The organism is Knoellia sp. LjRoot47 (assembly GCF_964253435.1).
Lineage (GTDB): Bacteria > Actinomycetota > Actinomycetes > Actinomycetales > Dermatophilaceae > Knoellia.
On sequence record NZ_CAXUQS020000001.1, the window covers coordinates 744,073 to 765,187 of the forward strand.

18 protein-coding genes and 1 tRNA gene are annotated in these 21,115 nt (G+C 72.0%); 7 read left to right on the plus strand and 12 right to left on the minus strand.

Translation table 11 applies throughout. The annotated features are described in order from the left end of the window. Positions 1–252 precede the first annotated feature (252 nt). From ACSQ11_RS03790 to ACSQ11_RS03805, 4 genes are read right to left on the minus strand one after another with little or no spacing between them, the layout of a single operon-like run. A complete protein-coding gene (locus ACSQ11_RS03790) occupies positions 253–642 on the minus strand; it encodes a universal stress protein (protein ID WP_436003199.1) in 390 nt (129 codons plus the stop codon). Next, positions 639–1,475, minus strand: a complete 837-nt coding sequence (locus ACSQ11_RS03795) for an ATP-binding cassette domain-containing protein (protein WP_436003201.1) — start codon at positions 1,473–1,475, stop codon at positions 639–641. Before ACSQ11_RS03795 ends, ACSQ11_RS03790 begins: the two co-directional genes overlap by 4 nt. Continuing rightward, a complete protein-coding gene (locus tag ACSQ11_RS03800; RefSeq protein WP_436003203.1) occupies positions 1,472–2,494 on the minus strand; it encodes an ABC transporter permease in 1,023 nt (340 codons plus the stop codon). Before ACSQ11_RS03800 ends, ACSQ11_RS03795 begins: the two co-directional genes overlap by 4 nt. A gap of 2 nt (positions 2,495–2,496) precedes the next feature. Then, positions 2,497–3,597, minus strand: a complete 1,101-nt coding sequence (locus ACSQ11_RS03805; protein WP_436003205.1) for a substrate-binding domain-containing protein — start codon at positions 3,595–3,597, stop codon at positions 2,497–2,499. 142 nt (positions 3,598–3,739) lie between these two features. On the opposite strand from ACSQ11_RS03805, the gene ACSQ11_RS03810 reads away from it, so the two are divergent. Then, the gene (locus ACSQ11_RS03810; protein ID WP_436003207.1) at positions 3,740–4,765 is read left to right on the plus strand and encodes a LacI family DNA-binding transcriptional regulator; all 1,026 of its coding nucleotides are present in this window, start codon (positions 3,740–3,742) and stop codon (positions 4,763–4,765) included. Positions 4,766–4,872: 107 nt separating this feature from the next. Here ACSQ11_RS03810 and ACSQ11_RS03815 read toward each other — a convergent pair whose 3' ends face one another. Both ACSQ11_RS03815 and ACSQ11_RS03820 read right to left on the minus strand, forming a co-directional pair. Further along, positions 4,873–7,413, minus strand: coding sequence for a GH32 C-terminal domain-containing protein (locus tag ACSQ11_RS03815; RefSeq protein WP_436003209.1), 2,541 nt, complete (start codon positions 7,411–7,413; stop codon positions 4,873–4,875). Between the two features lie 124 nt (positions 7,414–7,537). Further along, a tRNA-Ser gene (locus ACSQ11_RS03820) sits at positions 7,538–7,625 on the minus strand. Between the two features lie 129 nt (positions 7,626–7,754). Here ACSQ11_RS03820 and ACSQ11_RS03825 point away from each other — a divergent pair. Then, positions 7,755–8,096 (plus strand): protoporphyrinogen oxidase, encoded by a 342-nt coding sequence (locus ACSQ11_RS03825; RefSeq protein ID WP_436003211.1) that lies wholly within the window; start codon positions 7,755–7,757, stop codon positions 8,094–8,096. A gap of 75 nt (positions 8,097–8,171) precedes the next feature. Here the strand turns inward: ACSQ11_RS03825 and ACSQ11_RS03830 are convergent, their stop codons facing one another. From ACSQ11_RS03830 to ACSQ11_RS03845, 4 genes are read right to left on the minus strand one after another with little or no spacing between them, the layout of a single operon-like run. After that, positions 8,172–9,443: a lanthionine synthetase LanC family protein gene (locus ACSQ11_RS03830; protein ID WP_436003213.1), complete on the minus strand. Its 1,272-nt coding sequence runs from the start codon at positions 9,441–9,443 to the stop codon at positions 8,172–8,174. Between the two features lie 4 nt (positions 9,444–9,447). Next, a complete protein-coding gene (locus tag ACSQ11_RS03835) occupies positions 9,448–10,338 on the minus strand; it encodes a T3SS effector HopA1 family protein (RefSeq protein WP_436003215.1) in 891 nt (296 codons plus the stop codon). Continuing rightward, complete coding sequence (locus tag ACSQ11_RS03840; protein ID WP_436003217.1) at positions 10,335–11,261, minus strand: aminoglycoside phosphotransferase family protein; 927 nt, start codon at positions 11,259–11,261, stop codon at positions 10,335–10,337. Before ACSQ11_RS03840 ends, ACSQ11_RS03835 begins: the two co-directional genes overlap by 4 nt. 2 nt (positions 11,262–11,263) lie before the next feature. Further along, positions 11,264–12,727 carry a hypothetical protein gene (locus ACSQ11_RS03845; protein ID WP_436003219.1) on the minus strand — a complete coding sequence of 488 codons (1,464 nt, stop codon included), beginning with the start codon at positions 12,725–12,727 and terminating at the stop codon, positions 11,264–11,266. A 234-nt stretch (positions 12,728–12,961) separates the two neighbouring features. On the opposite strand from ACSQ11_RS03845, the gene ACSQ11_RS03850 reads away from it, so the two are divergent. From ACSQ11_RS03850 to ACSQ11_RS03865, 4 genes are read left to right on the plus strand one after another with little or no spacing between them, the layout of a single operon-like run. After that, positions 12,962–14,539 (plus strand): S8/S53 family peptidase, encoded by a 1,578-nt coding sequence (locus ACSQ11_RS03850; RefSeq protein ID WP_436003221.1) that lies wholly within the window; start codon positions 12,962–12,964, stop codon positions 14,537–14,539. Beyond that, positions 14,536–15,168 carry an RNA polymerase sigma factor gene (locus ACSQ11_RS03855; RefSeq protein WP_436003223.1) on the plus strand — a complete coding sequence of 211 codons (633 nt, stop codon included), beginning with the start codon at positions 14,536–14,538 and terminating at the stop codon, positions 15,166–15,168. Before ACSQ11_RS03850 ends, ACSQ11_RS03855 begins: the two co-directional genes overlap by 4 nt. Beyond that, a complete protein-coding gene (locus ACSQ11_RS03860; RefSeq protein WP_436003225.1) occupies positions 15,165–15,668 on the plus strand; it encodes a hypothetical protein in 504 nt (167 codons plus the stop codon). The genes ACSQ11_RS03855 and ACSQ11_RS03860 overlap by 4 nt, the downstream gene beginning before the upstream one ends. After that, on the plus strand, positions 15,604–18,201 hold the full coding sequence (locus ACSQ11_RS03865) for a CHAT domain-containing protein (RefSeq protein ID WP_436003227.1): 2,598 nt from the start codon (positions 15,604–15,606) through the stop codon (positions 18,199–18,201). Before ACSQ11_RS03860 ends, ACSQ11_RS03865 begins: the two co-directional genes overlap by 65 nt. A 7-nt stretch (positions 18,202–18,208) precedes the next feature. Here ACSQ11_RS03865 and cysE read toward each other — a convergent pair whose 3' ends face one another. Both cysE and cysK read right to left on the minus strand, forming a co-directional pair. Next, entirely contained in the window at positions 18,209–18,841 is a 633-nt protein-coding gene (gene cysE, locus ACSQ11_RS03870) for a serine O-acetyltransferase (RefSeq protein ID WP_436003229.1), read from the minus strand. A gap of 4 nt (positions 18,842–18,845) precedes the next feature. Then, complete coding sequence (cysK, locus tag ACSQ11_RS03875; protein WP_436003231.1) at positions 18,846–19,781, minus strand: cysteine synthase A; 936 nt, start codon at positions 19,779–19,781, stop codon at positions 18,846–18,848. Between the two features lie 235 nt (positions 19,782–20,016). Here cysK and ACSQ11_RS03880 point away from each other — a divergent pair, with 235 nt between their 5' ends. Further along, entirely contained in the window at positions 20,017–20,994 is a 978-nt protein-coding gene (locus ACSQ11_RS03880; RefSeq protein ID WP_436003233.1) for an LLM class F420-dependent oxidoreductase, read from the plus strand. Positions 20,995–21,115 lie beyond the last annotated feature (121 nt).

Sequence of the window (21,115 nt, forward strand, 5' to 3'; positions counted from 1 at the left end):
GAAGCGAGACGGGCGCGTACTGCGACCTGCGAGGAACTGCGTTGTGCAACCGGTCACGAACTTACCAGCAAACCCCTCGCGTGTGCCTGCCAACCAAGGTCGCGTCGCCAGATGTTCACGCACCCCGAGAACGACGAGAGGTATGCCGGGAAGCAGGCTCCCCGGCATACCTCTCGTCGCTCGCTTGCGTCTGCGGATGTGGCGGCTCTAGCAACCGCATCCGCAGACGCAAGAAGGAAGGGTGCGGGCGGTTCAGGCCTTGACCGCGAGCACCGCGCAGGTCGCGTCCAGGAGCACCTGCTGGGCCGTGCTGCCCGTGACGACCTTGCCGAGCGGCGAGCGCTTGCGCACCCCGATGACGATGAGGTCAGCACTCACCTCCGCGGCGACCGAGAGGATCTCCTCGGCGGGGGCGAGACCCCTCGTCGACTGGCGGACCTCGTGGTCGATGCCCTTCTCGGTGAGCTGGGCGTCGAGGGCGTCGAGGTCCTGGGGGTCGGCGAAGCTGGCGACGGAGTAGTCGCCCAGGACACCGGAGTTGACCACGACGAGCCGGTCCTGGCGTCGCAGCGCCTCGTCGATGGCGGCGTCGACGGCGGCCAGCCCCTGGGGACTGGGGATGTAGCCGACGACGATCGTCACGGCGCGGCCTCGCTGAGCTTCTTGGCGCCGGTCATGATCGCCACTCCCTCACCCATGTCGTGGGTCTCGGGGGTGATGACGCCGGCCCGACCGCCGAGCCGCTGGATGTGGATGCGGTCGGCGACCTCCCACACGTGCGGCATGTTGTGCGAGATGAGGATGACCGACAGGCCCTTGTCCCTCAGCTGCTTGACCATGTCGAGGACCATCCCCGACTCCTTGACGCCGAGTGCGGCGGTCGGCTCGTCGAGGACGACGACCTTGCTGCCGAACGCGGCGGCGCGGGCGACGGCGACGGCCTGGCGCTGACCACCGGAGAGGGTCTCGACGGCCTGACTCATGTTCTGGATCGTCTGGATGCCGAGGTTCTGCACCGACTCCCCGGCCCGTTTCTCCATGCCCTTCTTGTCGAGCATGCGCAGGACCGAGCCGAGCGGACCCTTGCGGCGGTCCTCGCGAGCGAGGTAGAGGTTGCTCGCGATGTCGAGCGCAGGGATGACCGCCAGCTGCTGGTAGACGGTCTCGATACCCGCGTCGCGGGCGTCCTGCGGCTTCTTGAAGGAGACCGGCTGACCGTTCATCGTCACGGTGCCCGAGTCCGGGACGTAGGCCCCGGTGAGGCACTTGATGAGCGTCGACTTGCCGGCACCGTTGTCACCGATGACCGCGAGCACCTCACCCGGGTAGAGGTCGAGGTTGACACCGTCCAGCCCGACGACGCGGCCGAAGGTGATGACGAGGTTGCGCGCCGAGAGCACGGGCTCCTGGGCGTAGACGTGCTCCTTGCCGGCGGGCACGCCGCCGTGGGCGACCTCGAGGTCTGTTGCACTCATGACTTGACCTTCCGGATCCACTGGTCGATGGCGACCGCGACGATGACGAGGATGCCGGTGGCGAGGACTCGCCACTGCTGGTCGACACCCATCTGGGAGAGTCCGAACGCGAAGGTCTGGACGATGAGCGCGCCGATGAGCGTCCCGATGAGTCGACCACGCCCGCCGAACAGCGACGTGCCGCCGATGACGACGGCCGTGATGCTCGCGAGGTTGGCGTCCGGCGCCGCGTTGGGCGTGGCCGCACCTGCACGGCCGATGAGGATCCACGCCGCGATCCCGTAGATGAGGCCGGCCACGGTGTAGACGGCGAGGAGGATCCGCTTGCTCGGCACGCCCGACAGACGAGCCGACTCGGGATCGTCGCCCACGGCATACACGTATCGACCCCAGGCCGTCTGGGACAGGACGAAGCCCATGACGGCATACATGAGGATGACGACGACGATGCCCCACGTGATGCGGAAGCCCGCGATGCCGAATCCCTCACCGAGGAAGTTGAGCAGCCCCGGCAGGTGGTCGGCCTGGATGCTGGAGCCACCGGAGTACAGCAGGGCGATGGCGGTGAAGATGCTCAGCGTGCCGAGGGTGACGATGAACGGCGGCAGGTTGATCCGGGTCACGAGCCAGCCGTTGAGGAAGCCCGCGGCCACGGCCAGCAGCACGCCGATGAGCAGTGCCAGGATGCCCGGCATCCCGTCATCCTTGGCGAGGGTGGCCATGACCATCATCGACAGGACCATGATCGCGCCCACCGACAGGTCGATGCCGGCAGTGAGGATGACGAGGGTCTGCCCGATGGCGAGCGCCGCGACGACCGCCGTCTGCTGGAGCAGGATGCCCATCGAGTTTGCGGTGAGGAACGTCGGGGTCGCGATGAAGAACGTGATGAAGGCGGCGATGAGCAGGAACAGCGGACTCAGCCACGGCTTGCCGTGCAGCTGGTGCTGCAGCCTCTGCACCGGGGACTGCTGCCGCCGAGCGAACTCGGCAGCAGCAGACGTGACGTCGGCAGTCATGGTCAGTTGCCCCAGCAGATCTTGGAGCCCTCGTCGGCAGTGATGCTCTCGACCCCGTCGACCGGCTTGTCGGTCACGAGGGCGACACCGGTGTTCTTGAAGTCGAGGCCGGCGTCGGGCTTCGGCTTCTCACCACCGCGGGCGACTGCGGCGATGGCAGCCATGCCCTCGGTCGCCATCTTGAGCGGGTACTGCTGGGCGGTGGCGCCGATGACGCCGCTCTTGACCGAGGCCACACCCGCGCAGCCACCGTCGACCGAGACGATGGTCGCGGTCTTGCCGGCTGCCTTGAGGGCGGCGTTGGCACCGACGGCCGTCGGCTCGTTGATCGTGTAGACGACGTTGATGTTGGGGTTCTTGGCCAGGCACTTCTCCATCGCGGAGCGGCCACCGTCCTCGGCGCCGTTGCCGGCCTCGTTGCAGACGATGGTGTAGTCGCCGCCACCGGCCGCGGAGTACTTGCCCGTGGGAGCCTCGTCGCCGTTCTTCTTGCCGTCCTTGACCTCGATCCCCATGCCCTCGAGGAAGCCCTGGTCGCGGTTGTAGTCGACCGAGACGATCTTGTCGTTGAAGAGGTCAAGGAGAGCGATGGTCGCGGGCTTGCCGGCGACCTGCCCCGCCGCCCACTGACCGATGAGCTTGCCGGCCTCGCGGTTGTCGGTGGCGAAGGTGATGTCGACGGTGTCGGCCGGGTCGGGCGGGGTGTCGAGCGCGATGACGTAGAGGCCGGCGTCGCGGGCCTTCTTGATCGCGGCGTTGACGCCGGTGCTCATCGGGGTGATGAGGATGCCCTTGTCGCCGCGGGCGATGGCGTCCTCGATCGCGGTGATCTGGCCCTGGTCGTCACCCTCCTGCTTGCCGGAGGCGACGGTGAGCTTGACGTTGTTCTTGGCCGCGTCGGCCTTGCCGCCGTTCTGCATGGCGACGAAGAACGGGTTCGTCGAGTCCTTGGTGATGAGGGCGACGCCGACGGGGGCCTCGCCCCCGCTGCCGGTGTCCGAGTCGCTGGAACGGTTGCAGGCCGCCAGGCCGAGAGCCGTCGTGGCGGCCACGGCCATGACGAGGGCGCGGGATCCGCGCGAGGCTCGAGTGGTGGTACGCATGGATGTCTCTCCTTTGAGTGTCCGATGACAACGTTGTCAAGGTCATTTATAGGCCCACCTTGCGCTCAGGTCAAGGGATGGCGTACAACTCGTGACGTGACAGTGACATCGTTGTCGTGCTGCCGGCCCCGCGCGGTGCGCCGTGGCTGACCGGGTCGGGCGCGCCACCATGCGCGACGTCGCTGCGCTCGCGGGGGTCAGCATCAAGACCGTGTCGCGCGTCGTCAACGACGAGCCCGGGGTCGCCGAGCCCGTGCGCGAGCGGGTGCAGGAGGCCGTGACACGGCTGGACTACAGCCACAACCTCGGCGCCAGCAACCTGCGTCGGGCGGCGAGCCGCAGCGGGCTCATCGGCGCCCTCCTCCAAGACGTGAGCAACAGCTTCTCCGCAGCGCTGCTGCGCTCGCTCGAGGACGCCGCCCGCAGCCGCGGATCGGCGATCCTGTCGGCCAGTCTCGACGAGGAGCCCGACCGCGAGCGGAGCCTCGTCCAGGACCTCGTGACCCGGCGTGTCGACGGGCTCGTCATCATGCCGTCGACATTGCGCCAGGACTACCTCTCGTCGGAGGTGCGCGCCGGAATGCCCGTGGTCTTCGTCGACCGCGAGCCCCGCGGTGTGGCCGCCGACTCGGTGAGCGTCGAGAACCGCGAGGGCGCCCAGATGGGCACCGAACACCTTCTCGCACAGGGGCATCGGCGCATCGCCTGCCTGACGGACCTCCCCGAGATCGCCACCGCCCAGAACCGGCTCGCCGGCTTCACCCAGGCGTTCGCCGAGCGAGGGCTGCGACCCGACGCGCGGCTCACCATCTCGGGCCTGCGCGGCGCGGCCGCGGCCGAGGAGGCGGTCGTCCAGCTGCTCGACCTCGATCGGCCGCCGACTGCCGTGTTCGCCGGTCGCAACGACCTGGCGCAGGGCACCGTCCGGGCCCTGCGCCGGCGCGGGCTCAGCGAGTCGGTCGCCGTCGTCGGCTTCGACGACTTCCCGCTCGCCGACCTGCTCACCCCGGGGCTCACGGTCATCCGCCAGGACGTCGGCCGGATCGGCCGCCTCACCGCCGACCTGTTGATGGCGCGGATCGACGGCGACCGCAGCGCGCCGCACCGGGTCATCGTCGAGCCCACGCTCGTCGTCCGCGGCTCCGGCGAGATCCCGCCACCCTCCTGAGGCCCGCGACCTCGCTCGACCCATGTGGCCCAGGACCACCGGGCGCGGCCCGTTGTCGGGTCTCGCCCGGTGGTCCCGGGGCCATCAGTCGGTGGGTGACAGGCCCGTCACGGCCGCAGCGGGGTCACCTTGACGTCGACAGCCTTCGCCGACCCACCGACGTCGTACGTCCCGACGTCCGTCGCCGAGGCCGGAGGGTAGATGAGGTCGGTCACCGAGCGCTGGCCGCCCTCCGCGAGCACCTCCACCGAGCTGCGGTCGAGGTATGCCGTGAAGGCCACCTCTCCGTCGCGTACCGTCACCCGGGCCTCCTCGACGCTGGGGAACAGCGGGTGGAACCCGACGTTCCCGCTCCGGGTCCGGTCGACGACGAGCGTGCCGTCCCGCCGGACACCGACGCGGGTGCCGACTGACCCGTCGGCGCTGCGCCGCAGCACGACACCGGCCTCGCTCGCTGAACCGAGGGCCACCCTGACCTCGACCCGGGCGACCGTGGCGTCGAGGCCGGTCGCTCGCTCCCCGGACGGGACCGGGCGCACCTTGGCCTGCTCCTTGTCGCGGTTGACCAGCGCCTTGTCGATCGCCGGCACGGGGGTCTGCCGCAGCTGCGGTCCGTCCGCCGACGACACGAGGGCCAGCGTGCGCGGCATCGTCATCTGACCGCGCCACGGGCTCGTCGGGACGTCCTGGGCGTACTCCCAGTTGTTCATCCAGCCGATCGTCGTGCGCTGCGAGTCGGACAAGCCGTTGAACGTCACGCCCGCATAGTTGTCACGCCCGTGGTCGACCCAGCTCGCCCGCTCGGTGCCGTTCTTCGCGGGGCTGGGAGAGAGCATGAACTGGTCGGCGAGGATGTGGCCCCAGCCGCCGGAGCTGTGGTCGATGATCCGGATCTGGGCCGAGCGCCCCTGGAGGTCGGCCAGGTCCCACGAGGCCCAGTCGAGCGCCTCGCTGTCGGAGCCCGTGCTCGACCGGACGACCTGGCCGCCGACGACGAGGTTGACCGTGGTCTGGGTGTCGCGCGGACCGGCTGCGGTGTCGGAGAACCGGATGTCGTCGACCATGAGGTGACCCCAGTCGCCGCTGCTGTTCTCGTCTCGCACGACGATGCGGGCCTTCTGGCCCACCACGGACCGGGCGTCGATGTGGCGCCAGTCCATGTCTCCTGAGCTGTTGCCGGTCACGGACCCGACGACCCGGCCACCCGAGACGAGCTCGACCACCGTCGGCCCACTCGTCCCGAGCGGGTGCGCACCGCCCGCGGTGAGGAGGTTGACCCAGCCGCGGTTCACGGTGAACTCCGGCGACACGAACGTGCCCGTCGCCGGGTCGCACCGGTCGGGGACGACGCACGTGTCCAGAACCTTGTCACCCTGGTGGTTGGGCAGGCCCGAGCTCGTCGCTCCGTAGCCGACGAACTCGCCGGTGGCGCTCCACCCCGCTGGCAGGTGCGTTGTCGGGTCGAGGGTCTCGAAGTCGGTGAAGACCTCTCCCCCGGGGTCGCCCTGCGTCGCGCCCGGGACCGCCGGGTGCCGTCCGCCACCGATGAGGAAGTTGAGGTGGCGCTGGTCGATGGTGAAGCTCGGCGAGTTCAGCTCGCCCTGCGCGGCGTCGAAGTCGACGAAGCTGTTGACGAGGCGCTGGCCGACGTAGCCCGTCACGCTCTGCTGCCCGGGCAGTGATCCGGCCGCGGGCTGGGAGCCGAAGGCGGTCCCCGTCGCGGTCCAGCCGGCATACCCGTTCTCGAAGCCCTGGAGGAGCGTCCCCGTGGGCGGCTCGTAGGTGGCAGGGCCGTCGGCCCTGAAGGTCGTGCCGTCGAAGTCCCCGACGAAGTATTGCGTTCCCGACCCGCCGGCGATCCCGCCGGGGTTGAGGCTCACGAGCATGACCCACTTGACCTTGCGCGGGTCACCGTCGACGGCGAGCGGGAAGAGGTCGGGGCACTCCCACACCCCTCCGGTCGCGTTGCGCGGACCGAACTCGGACAGGCGGCTCCACTTCTTGAGGTCGTTCGAGCGCCAGATGAGGACCTTGTGCTCGTTGGCGATGACCGCGACCATCCGCCACTCGCCTGCCGGCGCGTACCAGAACACCTTGGGGTCGCGGAACTCGCGCGAGCCGATGTCGATGACCGGGTTGCCCGAGTACTTCGTCCAGCTCAGGCCGTCGTCGGTCGAGTAGGCGAGCGACTGCGCCTGGATGCCGTCGCGGCCGCTGGCTGCGGTGTAGGCGCTCGTGTACATCGCGACGAGCGGCGGGTTCTGCGCGGAGCCGAACCCCGACGTGTTCGCCGTGTCGACGACGACCGACCCGGAGAACACCCCCTCGTTCGCGTCGAACGGGATCGCGACGGGCTTCTCGGTCCAGTGGACGAGGTCGGTGCTCGTGGCATGACCCCAGGACATGTTGCCCCAACGGTCGCCGAGCGGGTTGTACTGGAAGAACAGGTGGTAGACGCCCTTGTGGAAGACGAGCCCGTTGGGGTCGTTCATCCAGTTCTTGGCGGGGCTGAAGTGGTAGGCCGGTCGGTGCTGTGGCGAGTCCACGGCGGTCGCCGAGGGGGCGACGCCGAGCGCCACGAGGGCGGCGGTGACGAGCAGGACGACGCCGCGACGGCGTCGTGGACGTGATCGAACGAGTGAAGGCATGTGAGAGGTCTCCCCGGGATGACAACGTTGTCAACCACGATGAAACGGGAGACCCGCGGGTACGTCAAACGGAGGGACGAAACGTGAGACGACGCCACGGCGGCGGGGCCGCGCGGCGCGGACGTGGCGGCGGGTGTGGGATTTGAACCCACGAGAGGTCTCCCTCTGGTCGCTTTCAAGGCGACTGCACTAGGCCACTATGCGAACCCGCCCGGCCCACCGGCGAACCGGTGACCGACAGACAGGGTATGCCGCGAGCGCCCCTGACGTGGAACCCGCACCGCATCCTCCGGCGGGTAGGGTCGAGGGCCAACGGAAGGACACCGACACCGATGCCCAGAATGAGTTTCCTCGTCGGCCTCGCGGCCGGCTACGTCCTCGGCGCCCGAGCCGGGAAGCAGCGCTACGAGCAGATCAAGACCGTCTCCGGCAAGGTCTGGCAGAGCGCACCCGTGCAGAAGCAGGTCGCCGTGGCCAAGGAGAACGCCCGCACGAAGGCTGCTCCCGTCGTCGCCGACCTCGTCGCCGATGCCGCCAAGGCCACGAGCGAGAAGCTGCGCGCCTCCCGCACCGTGCCTTCACAGGTGAGCGCGGGCCGTGACCGCACCACCGGCGAGGACCCCTGGGTGGCGTCCTCCGCTGCCCACGGCGAGGACCCCTGGAGCAGCGCCACCCGGCGCTGACCTCCACGCGCTGGCGCCCTCGCGCCGACCTCCACGCGCCGACCTCCAGGCGCTGACCTCCATCGCTGACCGTCCTCAGCGCCCGCCCCGGACCCCACCCGCTCCGAGCAGCACCAGAGAGGGGACGAGGCCCGGACGGGCGAGGTCGGCGAGCAGCACGGCCGTCCCGGCGACCCCGGTGGCGAGCGAGACGTCACCGTCCGCGCCGCGCAATCCGCAGGGCCACTCCCCGGGGTCGGTCGGCGCCGCCGCGACGAAGGCCGCCGCCGCCGCGAGCGCCCGCTCCCGGTGCTCGTGCACGCCGAGCACGTCGGAGGCCAGGGCCACCATCCCTGCGGGTCCACCGGCGCCGTGGCACAGCGTCCACCCGCCCGCCACGGCCTCGGGTCCGCCCGTCACGGTGAGCTCGGCCGCGTCGGTCATGGCGCGCCCGCACCGCTGCACGGCCATCTCGGCCTCGGCCCGGGTCGTGTCGGTCGACCACGGCAGGTCGAGGCCGGCGTCGGCGAGCTCGAGCAGGCGCAGCCGGACGGCGCCCGCGCCCGCCGCGCCGTGGCACCAGAGGTCCGGCCACGTCACGTCTCCCTCACGCAGGTCCGGCCAGCCGCCACGCACCGGCTCGGCCCACGACGCCTCCCACTGCAGCGCCTCGCACGCCAGCTCCAGGGCCGCGGGGGCGAGTCGCGGCCACACGGCGGCCGCCTCGGCGAGGGCCCAGACGATCCCCGAGGCCCCGTGCGCCAGCCCGCACAGGGGGCGCGCCGCGTCGCCCTCGAGGCGGTGGTCGGGCCAGCTGCGCCCCCACGGCTCGACCCGCGAGCGATGGCGCAGCTCGGCGACAATGGCGCTCGCGTGCTCCTCGTGGCGATGCCTGCGCGCCAGCGACAGCAGGATGCCTGCGAGACCGTCGGTGAGGTCACTGCCCTCGGACCAGCCGATCCCGTCGGTGCCGCGCACTCGGGGCAGGAGCGACAGCCCCGCCTCACCGGCGAGCAGGCCGGACTGCACGTCGGGCCCGGTCGGGCGGTGCCGTCCCAGGGCGTCCGCTCCGGACGCGGCGAGCTCGGTCGCGTCGGGTCGCCGCAGGGCGGTGCCGAGGTGGGTCAGTGCCCACACCACCCCGGCATCCCCGTCATAGAGGGAGCGCCGACCGGCGACGACACCCACGGCGCCGGCTGGCCCCATCTCCCACGAGGGCCATGTCGGGTGGCCGGAGTCGTCGATGATCGCGGTGCGCACGAGGAGGTCCACGCAGCGGTGCGCGGCATCGAGGACGAGTGCCCGGTGATCCTGCGGCTCCTGACCGCCCATGCCCTCGTGCTCCCTTGCCCTCGCGGCGACGCTCATCGCCCTACCGCCCACCTTCGGACCCGAGGTGGGGGCTGGATGGGTCGACCCCGCTCCGGCTCATCTCTTCGGCGACGAGGTCGAGCCATGCGCTCGTACCCGCTCCCGTCCCGTCCAAACGCCCGTATGCCGTCGCGACCGCCTCGCAGCGCCCCTCACCGAAGCTCCGCCCGTCGCCGGGGTCCTGCGCCCAGCCGACACCCTCTGCGAGCCTCTCCGTGAGGGGCGGCGGGTCCCCCGCGGTGAGACCGGCGACCGCCGTGACGACGAGGTCACGGTGCGCCTCGCGCCGCGGCCCGGCGAGGTAGACCACACACGCGTCCGGCCGCTCGAGCTCCTCCGTCGTGGTCGCCACCTTGAGGAGCCACTCGTCGGCCTCCGCGAGCGCCGACGTCACGGCGTGCACGACCCGACCGACCTCGCCCTGGTCCGGACGGAGATAGACCCGCACCAGCTCCTCCGGGACCGCGCCGTGGTCCCATCGACCGCCCCAGGTCCGCCACCACCCCTCCTGGATGACGGACCCGGGGCGCTCGAGCACCCGCACCCGGTCACCGACCCGCGGCGGGAAGCCGGGCCGGCCCTGCGTCGTGACGTACTCCCCCCGGCACAGGGCCCGCCTTCCCGTCGCCGTGGCGACGACGGCCACCCCGGCGATGCCGGTCGCGACGACCTCGGTGTCGTCGACGCTCCACCGCACCGCTGCCTCGTGCGCCGCCCGGGCCGTGCCGGCCACGGGAGCCGCCCACCGGGGTGGCGCGCCCGCGCGAGGTGGGCGGACGGCATACCAGCCGCGGTAGAGGACGTCGGCAGGTGAGGCGTCGGCGGGAGACGACCGAAGGACGTCGTATGCCGTGAGCACCTGGGCCGCGTGCTCGGGTCGCCAGGCGTTCATGCCGGACCCTCCTCGGCGGCGGCCTCGGCCAGCGAGAGCAGCCGGGCGACATCGGCTGCGCCTGACTCGCCGTGGTTGAGGGCGACCTGCCACGCGGTCATGAGCGCGCGGACGCAGCGCCACGGCCCGGTGAGGGTGCCGGGGCCGCACGCGGTCCAGTAGGCGTCGAGGCACAGCGCGGCGAGGTCGAGCCCGGGGCGCGAGAGGCTGGTGAGCATCGCTGCGGCAGAGGCGAGGTCGTGCTCGGGTGAGCCGAGGCCGCCGAGCTCGAAGTCGATGAGGCCGACCCGCACCCCTCCCGCCGGCGTGGTCTCGACGATGACGTTGCCGGCGGCGATGTCACCGTGCACGAGGTGGGTGGGCCGCCACTGCGCACGAGCCCGGTCCACGGCGCGCCGGATGGCGAGGGTGTCGAGCCGGGCAAGGACGGACCGGGTGTCGTCGCGCAGCCGGCCGCCCGACATCGACGGCGGCAGCGCGTCGAGGAGCGGCCAGGGTGTCGTGGCGCGGGGCAGCCTGGCACCGGCGACGGCGTGCCGGTGCAGCCGGGCCAGAGCGCGGCCGAGGTCGGTGGCGACGGGCCGCAGCACGGCATCGCCCCCCACGCCACGGAGCTCGACGCCCGGCAAGGGAGTCATCCACACCGGCCCCGATCCTCCCTGACGGATCGGGGTCGGTGCGAGTCGCAGGGGCGCGATCGCGCCCAGGATGCTCGCCTCGACGGAGACGGTGTCGTCACCGTCGAGGGAGGCGGCCGTGCCCGGCTGCTTGACGTAGCCCACGGCGACCCCGGCCCGCTCGACGACGTGCACGTGGTTGCTGCGCGACACCGGTCGCACGTGCACGCGGCCGGCACGGACGTCCGACACGGGCACGAGGCCGTGCCGAACGGCCGAGCCAAGCAGGCTGGGGGTCGAGTCCACGGTCAGGCACCACCCGAGCTGCCCGTGGTGCCGGCGCCCGTGGTGCCGACACCCGTGGTGCCCGAGCCGCCGCTGGCGGAGTCGAGCGCGTCGACCTCCTCGAGGGCAGCGCGGTAGCCGGTCCAGAACGCCTCGTCGGCCGCGGACTCGATCTCCCGCGCGGAGGCGCCGTAGCCGTCCTGACGGCCCCCACGCACCCACTGGTCGATCGGCGGGCGCTCCCACTCGCCCCCGCAGGCGCGGGTCGGGAGGGTGCAGCCCGGACGGGTGACCTCGAGGTCGCAGACGACCGGGCGAGTGACGAAGTCGCAGACCGCCGGTCGCGTGACGAACGTCGGGCACAGCGCCGGGATCCGGGTGCGGATCGTCGGACAGCTGAGCTCGAGCCTCGTGCGCAGGCACACCGAGATGCGGGTGTTGAGACACGTGCCGATCGGCCGGGTGAGGGTCAGGACCGGCGCGGTGACGAGGTCGACCCCCAGCTCGTCGAGCGCGGCCTGGACCGGGTTGGCGAAGGTCATCGACCCGTCGTTGCTCCCGGCGAAGAGCAGGCCGACGACGTTGCGCGAGGTGTCGAGGACGACCGAGCCCGAGTCACCGTGGTCCGAGAACCGCGGGTTGCGGGTGGTGTCGGTGTCGATCCGGATCTGGTGCCGGAGCGTGCGGGACCCGACGTCGCTGCCGTAGTCGATCGTCACGGTGAAGTCGGTGGACGCGACCGTGCCGAAGGTGTGCTCGGTGGTGCGCCCACGCTTCTGCACGGCCATGCCGACGGTCGCCGGCGTGCTCCCGTTGACGTCACCGACCCCGGTGACGGTGGCGGTCCACGGCTCCGACGTGTCGACCGTGATGACGGCGCCGTCGACGTTCTCCGAGAGGACGGCCCGGGTCAGCGAGCCGAACTCGCCGGTGGGCGCGCCACCGTCGACGAGCGAGGGCTGGACCATGCGGTCGCCGACGGTCCACGTGTTGTTGACGCACGCCACGTGGAAGTTGGTCAGCGCCATAGTGGCGCCGGACGCCCGGTCACGGACCATCGCGCCGAGCGTGCCGACGAAGACGTAGTTGCCCGCCGACGGCACGTCCGGTGGCGACAGGAAGACGGAGCGTCGCGGGCCGATGCTGATGCCACCGGCGAGCGTCGGGTAGTTCGACGGGTCGACGAACAGCTCGGCGTCGTCGACCTTGCGGAAGGCCGGCTGGAGCTCGATGACGAGCTCCTGGACGTCGGTCTTGACCCCGTCGATCTCCGTGGGGATGAGCGCGTCCTTGGCGAGCCTGGACTTCGGCTTCTTCTTGTCGACGAAGACGACGATGCTCAGCTCCCCCGTCTTCCTGCCCCCCGTCTCCTTCTCGGCGATGTCGACCGCGACGACCCCCGGCGTCGCGATGAGACGGTCCTCGACGGACTCCTTCACCGGGCGGATGGCTGCGCGCTGCGCCGCCTGTTCCGACTGTGTGGCCATGACTGCTCCTTCACGAGTGTGCGGGGCCGCCCCTGTACGGCCCCGACAGCGACAAGGAGTCGGTCAGGCCGCGCCAGATACATGGTCGCGTCGACGAATTCGCACAGAAAGATGTGCCGAACAGGTATCTGGGCGGCTTTCCCGAACTCCTGACGTGGTGACCGACCACTCCCTACGCTGAACTGACGGCACCAGCCGCCGCGAGTCAGTTGGCAGAGCTCTCGGAAGGCACCGATGAACCACGACGAGCGGCCCGAACGGGCCATGCGACGCATCCCCACGACCGTCATCCCGGGCACGGCGGTCCGACGACTGGGCGTCCGCTTCCTCGACCCGACCACGGCGGTCCGGGTCGACGGGCGAGCGCCCGAGCCCACGGCATACGTCGGGGACGTCCTCCTCGTCAGCGGCCTGCAGGGACCGGACTTCGACGACCGGTTCCGCGCCCTCGAGGAGTCGGCCAAGGACGTCGGGTATGCCGTGGAGCCGGTTCCCGACGACGGTCTCCTGGGTTTCGCTCGGGAGAACGGGCTCATCGAGCAGCTCGATGCGGTGGGGCACACCGCCGTTCGCCTCGTGGCCACGCAGCGCAACAGCCCGCCTGCCGACGCCTGGGAGGTCCTGCAGTCCGCGCGGGCCCGTGGCGTGGGCGGCGTCGGCCTCGCCCACGTCATGACCGCCACCGGTTGGGGCGACGGCATCGGCTGGGGCGACGGCATCGGCTGGGGCGACGGCATCGGTTGGGGCGACGGCATCGGTTGGGGTGACGGCATCGGTTGGGGTGACGGCATCGGCAGTGGCTCCGGCGGACGGTTCCCCGTCGTCTGGTCGGCCCCGGTCCCGACGGCCTCGACGGAGGACGGACCCGTGGTCGCCATCCTCGACACCGGTCTCGGGCAGCACCCGTGGTTCGACTCGGGGGTCGAGCGTCATCCCGATGGCTCCGCCTCCTCTCTCGGGGTGACGTTCCCCGCCGGTCACGACCCCGAGGTCGGCGGCGTGACGATCGACCCGGTCAACGGTCGCCTCGACCGGCTCGCCGGGCACGGCACGTTCATCGCCGGCGTCGTCCGGCAGCACTGCCCGGACGCGCGGATCCTCTCGGTGCCCGTGATGTGGGGCGACGGGGTCGCCGACGAGGTCGACGTCGTCCGGGCGCTCACCGGCCTCTACGCCCGACAGCTGCTCGCGGCCCGCGACGGCGACGCGGCCAGGGCCGTGCACGTCGTGACCCTGTCGCTGGGCTATCGGCACGAGACGCCCGGCGCCTTCGACGACGAGGAGGCGCTCTTCCGGGTGCTCCGGGGTCTGTCCTCGCTCGGGGTCACGGTCGTCGCGGCGGTCGGCAACGACGCGAGCGACGTCGAGTTCTTCCCGGCGGCCTATGCCTCCCAGGTGACGACGGGCGCGCCGATGGTGAGCGTTGGCTCGCTCAACCCGGACCGCCGCACCGTCTCCGTCTACTCGAACACCGGACCGTGGGTGCAGGCCTACCTCGCGGCGACCTCGGTGGTGAGCACGATGCCCACGACCTTCAACGCCTCGCGCCGCAGTCCCGTGCAGAAGCAGGCCGACGCCGTGGCCCTGCCGGCCGTCCCCACCCGCGGCGCCGTCGACACCGACGACTACAGCGGCGGGTTCGGGGTGTGGAGCGGGACGTCGTTCGCCGCCCCCGCCATCGCCGGCGACATCGCCCGGGGACTCGGCCACCGCGAGGCCAAGGGCGTCGACGAGCTGGGCGAGCGGGCCCGCAAGGTCGTGACCGCCGTCCTCGAGTCGGCGCGCAAGGCCGTCGAGGAGAAGACGCCGTGAGCACGGGGGCGACCGACCGTCCGGACCAGGCCGGACCCGCCGCACCCAGCCTCGCTGTCGTGGCGGCACAGGCCTTCTCGCGCCACCGCGATGGCGACTCGAGCGCGATGGACCGCCTCGTCGACGACGTCACCCCGCTGCTGTGGCACACCGCGAGGTCCCAGGGCGCTGACCGGGCGACGGCCGAGGACGTCGTCCAGACGACCTGGCTGCGGCTCGTCGAGCACACCCACGACATCTCGGACCCGCAGGCGGTCCTCCAGTGGCTGCTCATGACCACCAAGCGCGAGGCCTGGAACGCCGTGCGCCGCGTGCGCCGCACGGTCCCGCGCGAGCCCTGGGAGGAGCCGACCTCGGGCGACCCGACATCGCCGGCGTCCGTGCCCGACCCGGCCACCGCGTCCGAGGAGTCCGAGGTCGCGCAGGCGATCTGGCAGCACATCGAGCGGCTCCCGACACGCTGCCAGCAGCTCCTGCGGCTCGTCGCGTTCGTCGACCGGCCCGACTACTCCGTCGTCAGCGCGGCCCTGGGCATCCCTGTGGGGAGCATCGGGCCCACCCGCGGCCGCTGTCTTGCCAAGCTCCGCCTCGCACTCACCGCCGACCCCACCTGGGAGGTGACGGCATGACCCCCACGAACCCCACCGAGGACCTCCTCGCCGGGCAGCCGATGGACGCCGACGACGAGCGCGCGCTCGCGCTGGTCCGCCAGCACCTCTCCGCCAGCGACCCCGTCCCCTCCGGCCTGGCCGAACGCGTGAAGTTCGCGATGACCGTGGCCAGTCTCGAGGCCGAGGTCGCCCACCTCATCAACGAGGGCTCGACGGCCGGCGCCGTGCGGACGACCGAGTACGACCGGGCCACGACCGTGACCTTCGAGAGCCACGGGCTGAGCATCATGGTCACGCTCGAGGAGGCCGAGCGCGGCACGACGACCGTGCGCGGGTGGGTCACCGCACCCGGCGCCGAGGTCGAGCTGCGCGAACGGGCCCGCTCGGCCCTGACGACGGCCGACGACGAGGGTCGGTTCGTCTTCGAGGGTGTCGAGCGCGGCACCGTGCACCTTGTCATCCGCCACCACGACGAGCCGGGCACCCGCCCGGTCATCACCCCGGGCATCGAGATCTGAGGGGCGGCGCACGAACACGCTCGACACCATCCGCCACCTGCACCAGCTCGGCCAGGCCGAGAACTCGGCGGGGCACTACCGGCGCGCCGACGCCGCGCTGTCCCGCGCGCTCAACGCCATCGACGACGTCGGGATGCTCGGGCTCGAGTCGCCCGAGGACCTCGCCCAGCTGCGGGCCCGGATCCTCATCACCCGCGCGGTCTCACGCCTCGGCATCGACGGGCCCGAGGCCGCACTGACCATGCTCGCCGGCGTGCAGGACCTGGCCCGGGACAACGGCGTGCCGCTGCTCGAGGTGCTCGCCCACCTCCAGGCGGGCGCGATCCACGTCATGAGCTCGAACTGGATCGCCTCGCTCGACGAGCTGCGCCACGTCGGACCGCACCTCGACGAGCTCGTGCCCCGCGAACGCTGCTCGGCCCTGCTCAACCGCGGCCTTGCCTCCGTGTCGCTCGGGGAGCTCGACAAGGGCCGCGCCGACCTCGACGAGGCGCTCGCCCTCGCCGTCGAGCACGGCCTGCCCGCGCAGGAGTACAAGGCACGCCACAACCTCGGCTGCCTCGCCTACCTTGCCGGCGACATCCCCGGCGCCCTCGCCCTCATGCGCGAGGCGTCGGAGATGCCGGTCGACATCACCACGGCTCGCGGCCTGCTCGACCTCGGCAACGTCCTGCTCGACGCCGGGCTCATCGACGAGGCCGAGACGGTCCTCGAGCGCGGCCTCGCGGCGGCACGACGGGACCGGCAGCCCCTCGAACGCGGCGACGTCCAGCTCGACCTCGCCCGGTCGGCCCTGCTGCGGGGTGACGTCGCCCAGGCCCGGGTCCGCGCCGGCCATGCGGTGCGCACCTTCCGCGCGCTCCACGCGGACCGCCGCACCGAGGAGGTCGAACTGTTCGGCGCTGCCGTCGACCTCGGTGTCGGTCGCAACCTCACCCGCGCGGCCAAGGTCGCGACGAAGTGGACGACGTCGTCACCGACCACCCCTCCCGAACGCCTCGCCACCCGCATCCGCGTCGAGGTCGCCCTCGCCCGTCAGGACACCGACGCCGCCCGCGACGGGCTGTCCCGGCTCGTCACCGACCAGCCGCAGCCGCTCGGCGCGCGCCTGCACGAGCACCTGCTCGCGTCGCGGCTCGCGAGCGCCGAGGGCGACGACGCCCGGGCCACCCGGATCCTCGAGGAGGCCGCCGAGCAGCTCGCGCTCGAGCAGGGCGGGGTGCACAGCATGGAGATCCGGGCGGGCCTGGCCTTCCACGCCGCTCGCATCCGCGAGGCGGACGTCACCTCGGCCACGGACTCCGGGTCGCTGCCGCGCCTCTTCGAGAGCGTCGAGCGCTGGCGCGCGGCCTCCCACCGTGCCCCTCCCCTGCGCCCGCCCGACGACGAGGTCACGGCAGCCCTCGTCGCCCGGCTGCGTCGGCTGCGGCAGACGGGGCAGCAGGACGAGACGCCGCTCTCCGACACCCAGCGCGAGGTCGTCGTCCTCCAGGGCGAGATCACCGAGCGGCTGCGGGCCGCGCGCGGTGACCGCGGCGACGCCGACGTGCGGGCCGTGGGGTTCGAGGAGACCGCGCGCACCGCCGACGAGCGCCACGTCACCCTCGTGACGTTCCACGAGGTGCGCGGGACCGTCGTGCGACTGGTGGTCGGTGGAGGCTCGGTGAGCCAGAGCGTGCTCGGCCCGACCCGTGACCTCGCCTCCGCCACGGCCAGGTTGACGTCCGACGTCCGGGCGGCGGCGATCGCACGGCCCTCGATGGCGACCTTCCTCGCACGCGCCCGCGAGTCGTCGCTGCGCGACGTGGACTCGCTGCTGCTGCGCGGTGTCGAGCTCACGGGCACCGTCGTCGTCGTGCCGACCGTGGCCCTCGCCCCGCTGCCGTGGCGCGCCCTGCCCTCGCTCGGCGAACACCCCGTCGTCGCCGCTCCTTCGGCCACCGCATGGGTACGCCGGTCCGTGGACGCCCGACGCACACCGTCCGTCGCCGCCCTGTCGGGCCCCGGGCTGCCTCGGGCGCGCGAGGAGGTGCGATCGGTCGCGCGGGTGTGGGGACGGCATACGGTCCCGTCGTCCGGAGCCACGGACCACGGGTATGCCGTGAGCGCGGACGTGCGCTCGGCGCTCTCGTCCGCGAGCATCGTGCACCTCGCCGCCCACGGCCACCACGTCGACCAGAGCCCGTTGTTCTCCTCGCTCGACATGGCCGACGGGCCGGTCTTCGCGCACGAGCTGAGGGCACCGCTCGCGGCCGAGCTCGTCGTGCTGTCGGCGTGCGACGTCGGGCGCAGCCGCGGGCGGCCTGGCGACGAGCCGCTCGGCCTGGCCGCGGCCCTGCTGGGGCTCGGCGCCCAGTGTGTCGTCGCCGCGACCAACCCGGTGCACGACGAGGTGGCCGCGGCCGCGATGGTCGACCTGCACGAGCGGCTGGTCGACGGCACCGACGTCGCGACCGCGCTCCAGCGGACGGCCTCGTCGGTGTCGGGCGCCGAGGCGTTCTGCGCCTACGGCAGCACGTGGCGCACGGGCTGAGCGCGACTCAGATGAAGAGGGCGGGCTCGTTGAAGAGCGCCTCGTAGGGGTCCTCGCCCGGGTGGCCGGGGTAGCGCACGCGCGCCGGGATGCCGGTGGCGATGGCACCGTCCGGGACGTCCTTGACGACGACCGAGTTCGCGCCGATCTGAGCGTCGTCGCCGACCTCGATGGGCCCCAGGATGCGGGCGCCGGCGCCGATGGTGACCCGGCTGCCGACCGTCGGGTGGCGCTTGACCTTGGCCAGCGAGCGGCCGCCCAGGGTGACGCCGTGGTAGAGCATGACGTCGTCGCCGACCTCCGCCGTCTCACCGATGACGACACCCATGCCGTGGTCGATGAAGAAGCGCTTGCCGATGGTCGCGCCGGGGTGGATCTCGACCCCGGTCACCGCGCGCGTCGCGGTGGACAGGACCCGCGCCGCCGGCTTGAGGTGCTCTCGCTTCCAGAGCTTGTGCGCGACCCGGTAGGACCAGATCGCGTGCAGGCCGGGGCTGTTGAGCACGAGGTCGGTGCGGGAGGCCGCCGCGGGGTCGCGCGCCACGGCGGCGTCGACGTCCTCGCGCACGCTCGCCGCGGCCCGCTGGAGGCGGGACCGCAGGCGGGCGAACGGCATACCGGAAGGGGGGTTCGTGAGCATCGCGTCAGTCGACGAGACCCTCGAAGAGCACGGTCGAGAGGTAGCGCTCGCCGAAGCTCGGGATGATGACGACGATGGTCTTGCCGGCGTTCTCGGGACGCGTGGCGACCTCGTTGGCGGCGGCGAGGGCGGCGCCGGACGAGATGCCGACGAGCAGACCCTCCTGGGTGGCGGCCTTGCGCGCCCACTCGACGGCGGTGCCGGCGTTGACGTCGATGACCTCGTCGTAGATGTCGGTGTCGAGGATCTCGGGGACGAAGTTGGCGCCGATGCCCTGGATCTTGTGCGGGCCGGGCTGGCCGCCGTTGAGGATCGCCGACTCCTCGGGCTCGACGGCGATGATCGTGACGTCGGGCTTGCGCTCCTTGAGGACCTGGCCCACGCCGGTGATCGTGCCGCCGGTCCCGATGCCGGCGACGACGATGTCGACCTTGCCGTCGGTGTCCTTCCAGATCTCCTCGGCGGTGGTCTTCCGGTGGATCTCCGGGTTGGCCTCGTTGGCGAACTGGCGTGCCAGCACGGCGCCCTCACGCTCGGCGACGATCTCGTCGGCCTTGGCGACGGCGCCCTTCATGCCGGTCGACGGGTCGGTGAGGACGAGCTCGGCGCCATAGGCCCGCAGCAGCGCGCGGCGCTCCTTCGACATCGACTCGGGCATCGCGAGGACGACCTTGTAGCCCCGGGCCGCGCCGACCATCGCGAGCGCGATGCCGGTGTTGCCCGACGTCGCCTCGACGATCGTGCCGCCCTCCTTGAGCGCACCGGCCTTCTCGGCCGCGTCGATGATCGCGACGCCGATGCGGTCCTTGACCGAGCTCGCCGGGTTGTAGAACTCGAGCTTCGCGGCGACGGTCGTGCCCTCGGGCGCCTCGATGATGCGGTTGATCCGCACGAGCGGGGTGTTGCCGACGGCCTGGGTGACGTCCTCGAGGATGGGCATGGGGTCTCCGTTGCTTCGTGTCGTCCGGCGCGGTGGCCGGGAGGTGGGTCGGGTGCTGGGGCCAGTCTCGCAGAAACGTGGCTCCTGCTTATGTGCATTCCAACACCACGTTATCCCTCGACGTTCCCGTGTGGTCCCGCCACCTCGCTCTGCGTATGCCGTCCCCTTCCTAGGGAGGGTGCGCCGGGGCCGTCGCCGACCTACGGTCGGGGGACACGACGACGAGGAGTTGAGCATGCGCATCGGCTACACCTTGATGACCGAGCAGAGCGGCCCGAAGGACCTGGTGCGGTGGGCCGTCGGCGCCGAGGAGGCGGGCTTCGACTTCGAGGTCATGAGCGACCACTACTTCCCGTGGCTCTCGGCGCAGGGCCACGCGCCCTACGCGTGGTCGGTCCTCGGCGCCGTGGCGCACGCGACCGAGCGGGTCGACCTCATGACCTACGTGACCTGCCCGACGATCCGCTACCACCCGGCGGTCGTCGCCCAGAAGGCCGCAACCGTGCAGCTCCTGGCCGACGGCCGCTTCACCCTCGGGCTCGGCAGCGGCGAGAACCTCAACGAGCACGTCGTCGGCGAGCGCTGGCCGGCCGTCGCGACGCGCCAGGACATGCTCGAGGAGGCGATCGAGGTCATCCGTGCCCTGCACACGGGTGAGCTCGTCGACCACCACGGCGAACACTTCCGGGTCGAGTCGGCGCGGATCTGGGACCTGCCCGAGGGTGGTGTGCCGATCGGCGTCGCGGTGAGCGGCGAGGAGTCGGTCGCGCGGTTCGGACCGCTGGCCGACCACCTCGTCGCGGTCGAGCCGAAGGCCGAGCTCGTCGACGGGTGGAACGCGACCGAGGGTGCGCCGACCATCGGGGACGGAGGGGCCCGCGCGATCGGGCAGATCCCGATCTGCTGGGACCCCGACGAGAAGGCCGCCATCGAGCGGGCCCACGACCAGTTCCGCTGGTTCGCCGGAGGGTGGAAGGTCAACGCCGACCTGCCCACGACGGCGGGGTTCGCCGGCGCCACCCAGTTCGTGCGCCCCGAGGACGTCGCCGACTCGATCCCCTGCGGACCCGACCTCGACGCCATCGCCGAGGCCGTCGCCGAGTTCGATCAGGCGGGCTTCACCGACCTGGCCCTGGTGCAGATCGGTGGCGAGCACCAGGAGCAGTTCCTCGCCGAGGCGGCCGGGCCGCTGCTCGAGCGCCTTCGCTCCTGAGCCCGCCCACACGAGGGGCGAGCGGCACGAACGGGCACGTCAACGGCATACGGAGATCGCTCGTGAGTCGTGCCACAACGGGTGCGAGCGCGGTCACTGAGAGGTAAGCGAGCGCTTGGCC